The organism is Mycobacterium sp. (assembly GCF_032162605.1).
Taxonomy (GTDB): domain Bacteria; phylum Actinomycetota; class Actinomycetes; order Mycobacteriales; family Mycobacteriaceae; genus Mycobacterium.
In genome coordinates, this window is the sequence record NZ_JAVROT010000351.1 from 1 (window position 1) to 4,915 (window position 4,915).

7 protein-coding genes are annotated in these 4,915 nt (G+C 66.0%); 5 read left to right on the forward strand and 2 right to left on the reverse strand.

Annotated features, from left to right (window positions below):
- A partial coding sequence (locus QOI01_RS19780; protein ID WP_526383902.1) for an aminotransferase class I/II-fold pyridoxal phosphate-dependent enzyme occupies positions 1-1,456 on the forward strand: 1,456 nt, incomplete at its 5' end.
- Between the two features lie 140 nt (positions 1,457-1,596).
- Complete coding sequence (locus tag QOI01_RS19785) at positions 1,597-2,370, forward strand: DUF72 domain-containing protein (protein WP_526383904.1); 774 nt, start codon at positions 1,597-1,599, stop codon at positions 2,368-2,370.
- A 57-nt stretch (positions 2,371-2,427) separates the two neighbouring features.
- Here the strand turns inward: QOI01_RS19785 and QOI01_RS19790 are convergent, their stop codons facing one another.
- The gene (locus tag QOI01_RS19790; RefSeq protein WP_526383906.1) at positions 2,428-3,243 is read right to left on the reverse strand and encodes an ANTAR domain-containing protein; all 816 of its coding nucleotides are present in this window, start codon (positions 3,241-3,243) and stop codon (positions 2,428-2,430) included.
- Between the two features lie 262 nt (positions 3,244-3,505).
- Here QOI01_RS19790 and QOI01_RS19795 point away from each other — a divergent pair, with 262 nt between their 5' ends.
- Positions 3,506-3,949, forward strand: a complete 444-nt coding sequence (locus QOI01_RS19795; protein WP_526383908.1) for a hypothetical protein — start codon at positions 3,506-3,508, stop codon at positions 3,947-3,949.
- 76 nt (positions 3,950-4,025) lie between these two features.
- Entirely contained in the window at positions 4,026-4,367 is a 342-nt protein-coding gene (locus QOI01_RS19800; RefSeq protein ID WP_526383910.1) for a PRC-barrel domain-containing protein, read from the forward strand.
- Positions 4,368-4,441: 74 nt separating this feature from the next.
- On the opposite strand, the gene mbp1 is transcribed toward QOI01_RS19800, so the two are convergent.
- Positions 4,442-4,678 (reverse strand): microaggregate-binding protein 1, encoded by a 237-nt coding sequence (mbp1, locus tag QOI01_RS19805; RefSeq protein WP_526383912.1) that lies wholly within the window; start codon positions 4,676-4,678, stop codon positions 4,442-4,444.
- Here mbp1 and QOI01_RS19810 point away from each other — a divergent pair.
- Positions 4,677-4,915 (forward strand): hypothetical protein (locus tag QOI01_RS19810; protein WP_526383914.1); only part of this gene is annotated, 239 nt, incomplete at its 3' end. The genes mbp1 and QOI01_RS19810 overlap by 2 nt on opposite strands.

Here is a 4,915-nt window from a genome sequence, read left to right on the forward strand (position 1 = left end):
CCATTCGACTGCGCCGATCCTCGACGCTCTCGCCGAATACCACGCCACTGACCGGTACGGCTTCACGCCCCCAGGGCATAGGCAGGGCCGCGGTGCCGACCAACGCACGGTCGCGGTCCTGGGTCGCGAGCCCTTCCGCGACGACGTCTTGGCGTCGAGTGGACTCGACGATCGACGATCCCGCGGCGGATATCTCAAGGCGGCGGAGGAGTTGATGGCCGACGCGGTCGGTGCCGATGCCGCCTTCTTCTCCACCTGCGGAAGCTCGCTGTCAGTCAAGGCGGCGATGATGGCCGTCGCCAGCCAGGGTCAGGGTGGCCTCCTACTCGGACGCGACAGCCACAAGTCAGTGGTGGCGGGTCTGGTCTTCTCCGGCGTCCAACCGTGCTGGATCACGCCGAGATGGGATGCGCGACGGCATTTTTCGCACCCTCCATCACCAGAACAGGTATCGGCTGCGTGGGAGCAGCATCCCGACGCCGCAGGCGCGCTGATCGTCAGTCCGAGTCCCTACGGCACGTGCGCCGACCTGTCGCGGATTGCGGAAATCTGCCACGAACGCGGCAAGCCCCTGATCGTCGACGAGGCCTGGGGAGCCCACCTGCCCTTCCACGACGGCCTGCCCACCTGGGCGATGGATGCCGGCGCCGACGTATGCGTGGTCAGCGTCCACAAGATGGGCGCGGGTTTCGAGCAAGGATCCGTCTTCCACCTTCAGGGCGATCTGGTAGACCCTCATCGGCTATCGAAGTGCGCGGATCTGCTGATGACCACCAGCCCAAACGTTCTGATCTACGGCGCGCTCGACGGCTGGCGTCGGCAAATGGTCGAGGACGGCGACCAATTGCTGGGCGCTGCAATCGAACTCGCCGACGATTTACGCGATCGAATCGAACAGATTCGCGACGTCGAGGTGCTCGACAGTGAATTGCTCGGTATCGAAGCCTCGCACGATCTGGACCGGATGCAGATACTGATCGACGTCTCGGCAACGGGCACGTCGGGATACCAGGCCGCGGACTGGCTGCGCGAACACCGCCACCTCGACGTCGGACTAAGCGATCATCGGCGCATCCTTGCGACCTTGTCCATGGCCGACGATGCCCTCACCGCCGGCAGGCTCGTCGACGGTCTAACTGCTTGGCGATCTGCCGCCGACGACTTCGAGCCACCGCCAACGATCAATCTGCCGTCCCCCGACGAGTTGCAACTGGTCACGGCGCAGTTGCCCCGAGATGCGTTCTTCGGTCCCACCGAGATGGTGCCGGCCGACGAGGCGAGCGGCCGGATCGCCGCCGAACAGATCACTCCCTATCCCCCCGGCATCCCCGCCGTGGTGCCCGGTGAACTCTTGAACGACGCCGTCATCGACTACTTGCGGTCCGGACTCGACGCAGGCATGACACTTCCGGACCCGGCCGACCCGACCCTGAAGAGGTTTCGCGTCGTCGCCTGATCTGCACGCAACGTCGACGAGGATTCACCGTCGACAGTCCGTCGCTGGTCGACTCCCTCGCCCCCACGGCAATCGCGAGGCCGATGCCAGCCGCGCCACCATCCGCTTGAGCGACGCCCACCGCGGGTATCTCGATTGTCGTGGTGATCCAGATAGGCACGTCGGGATGGTCGTACGACCATTGGAAGGACGTGCTGTACGGGCCCGGGGTGACGGCGGGAGCGCGTCTCGACCGGTACGTCGAAGAGTTCGACACGGTCGAGCTGAACGCCAGTTTCTATCGCTGGCCGAAGGATGAGACTTTCGAACGGTGGCGGGACCACCTGCCCGCCGGCTTCACGATGTCGGTGAAGGCCGCTCGCGGTCTGACCCATGCACGACGTCTACGTTCGCCCGAACAGTGGGTGGAGAGGATCGCACGAGCGTGGGACGTGCTGCAGGATCGGCGCGGAGCCGTGCTCGTACAACTGCATCCCGCCCAGGAACGCGACGATGTCCGGCTCGACTACTTCCTCGGCTGCTTTCCCGCGGGGGTGCGGGTAGCTGCCGAGTTCCGGCACCCGTCGTGGGACGACCCTGCCGTGTACGACCTGCTCGAGCGGCGCGGCGCCTCCTACGTGGTGATGAGCGGCGCAGGTCTGCCGTGCGTGCTGAAGGCCACCGCACAGCTCGTCTACGTCCGTCTGCACGGACCTGACAGCAATGTCCTGTACGCGGGCTCCTATAGCTCGGACGACCTGCGCTGGTGGGGCGAACGGATCAGGGAATGGGATCAGCAGGGCCGAGATGTGTTGGCCTACTTCAACAACGACGGCGACGGCAACGCGGTGCGCAACGCCAGGACGATGCGCGCACTTCTCGGCCAGACGGGTGCCCGCACTCGCACCTTCGACTCGACGAAATCAACGTCGTAGGAGGCCGTGATGTTACTCAATGGTGTCAACGACATCGGCGATGATTGTTTGTGTTCGTCATCCGTCGCTCCGGTCGTCGCGAAACCCTCGCAGCGACAGATGTTTTGCGACGATGTCTGCCGCGACGTCGGTGATGGACCGGCCCTGTGCGTAGGTGTAGGCACGCAGTCGGGCCAAGCCCTCGTCAGCAGAGACGCCCAACTGCACCGCCACCATGCCTGACGCGATGTACACCCGGGCCCGGGAGAATTGGTTGCCTGCCGTCAGCGGGCCATCTGGGTCCGACGATGCCGCCTCGATCGCGGCCACCGCGTCGATTGCTCCGGAGAGCTGACTGACCCAGTTGGACACGAGTGTGTCCGCGATCGTGCTCGCGCACACCGACGCTGACGCGAGCTGCCCAGGCGCCATGGCTCCGGGTGTCCGCCGGTAGAGCTCGAGGACTCCGAGGGCGCCTCTCGGGGCCACCAGGGGGAATGCGAACACCGCTCGCACGCCCAGTTCGATGGCGCCGTCGCAGAATGCAGGCCAGCGGTTGAGCTGACGGTCGGTGTCCAGCCGTGGGCACAGCTGCGGTAAAACCATCGTGTAAGCGTCCACGCAGGGACCTTCTCCCAAGGTGAACTGAAGATCGTCGATCTGCTGAGCCACCGCGTCGGTGGCATGCACTAACTCCGGCGACCGCGATGGGGCGAACACGGCGACCGCCGCGCCATCTGCGCTGGACAACCGAGCCACCGTCTCGCACAATGCATTCAAACCAGAAAACAGCGATCCACCCGCTGCGCCGGGTGGGCCATCCAGCGGACCGACGTGTCCTTCGCCCCGCTCGCGAGGAACGTGCGGTCCTTCATCGTCCGCGGCTCCTGCCATCACGCTCACCCACCTTCCGGCCGTTCCCTACCGCCGACGAGAATTCGATCGATTCACCATTCCCACGTACGGGGTGGATGAAACGTGGACACCAGCGCTCCATTGTCCATCACCAATGTTCGACGCCGCTGGCTGGAATCTGCCCTCGCCGGCCTGACCGCAATTACTCTCCAGTCATGGCCCAGCCCCCGTCATTTGACGACACGGCCATGGCTGTTCACCTCCGCCCGTCCACCGAGGTGCGTTGCCGCTGGAGACTGCCGTGAGAACTCGGCGTGTCGTGGCCGGACTCCTGGTCATTGCCGGCGTGATCGCCTTCGTCCTGACCAGCTGCCCGAGCAACCGCGATGGCATGTCGGGCCAGCTGGCCACCGCAAAGGACGAGACACAATCAGCGGCCCGCACCGCGGCGCTGGCCCTGGATATCTGGACCCAACACCGGTCCACTCGCAATCTGGTCGCCGTGCAGATGGCCGATGCCCGCGACGAAATCGTCAAGTCCTACAGCAGCATCGCCACGCTCAAGGCCGATAATCCTGCCGACCTCGGCCGCCAAGGCCTGCTCACCCACGCGATGACCGACCTCATCGGTACCCTCAGCGACGCCAACGCCGCAGTGCGCGCCCTGCCAGGCCAACCCGACCCGCAGGCAATGCGCCAACGCCTCGTCGACGGCGCCGACGCGCTGGACCGGGACTACCGCTGATGAAGAAGATCTTCGCGATCGCCCTCGGCGTCCTGACCGCCATCGGCGGCTTTCGGTCGGATCCCCAGGGGGCGCCGTGCAGCTGAGTGAACTCCTGGGCCTCGACGTCGTCGACGCGACCGCGCAGCGCGTCGGGACCGTCGTGGACGTCCGCCTCGCGGCGGAGGGCGATCTGGACGACGGGCCTGCCCCTCCAAGATTGTTCGGCCTGGTGGTCAGCCCGCGGACGGGATCGTCCTACTTGGGATACGAACGCTCAGACGTCCGTCGGCCCGCCACGCTGGCTGCCCTGCTGCGCTGGCGTCACCGGGGCACCTTCCTCATCGTGTGGGAAGACGTCGCCCGGATCGACCCCAAATCGGTAGGCCTGCGCGCCGACTCGAACCGGTACTCGCCCACGTTGCGCGACGTCGACTAGCACCGTCGTCGCCCCTTCTCAACGACCAGGGGCTCGGTCACTTTCGAGACCGAGCCTCTAGATCGGCGTTCGTGCTACTGCTCGGCCTTTTCACGGGCCTCGCTGGCGTCGGCGGCGCCACGGGCGCCCTCAGCTTCTGCTTCCTTCTTGGCGGCGTCGCGCTGTGCATCCGCCTTGTCTTGTTGCGCTTCGCCTTCACGCTGCAGATCGTCGCGGCCGGTGACCGCGCCCACTGCCTCCTTGGCCTTTCCCTTGACGCCTTCCACGACGCCGCTGACGCCTTCTGCCGGTCCGCTCTTGTCGTCTGCCATGACAGCTCCCTTCGATGGTGGTTTCCCGGTGCGCTGCTGGTTGGCGCTCACGCACATCTCAGACGTGCCCGCGCTGCCGCGCCGCCAAACCCGCCACACGCCAACGGCAAGAATGGTTGACCGACGCAAGGCGTTCACGGGCGGGCGGGCACTCAACCCGCTGACACCGCACGGTAGGGGGAGGATGTCCCGAGTTCCGTGGAACTTCGGTGGCGGCCCGGTGAGCATCAGGCTGCG

Bases quoted from the DNA above. Each gene is read 5' to 3' on its own strand.
- QOI01_RS19790 (WP_526383906.1), bottom strand. From the start codon at position 3,243: ATGGCAGGAGCCGCGGACGATGAAGGACCGCACGTTCCTCGCGAGCGG.
- mbp1 (WP_526383912.1), bottom strand. From the start codon at position 4,678: ATGGCAGACGACAAGAGCGGACCGGCAGAAGGCGTCAGCGGCGTCGTG.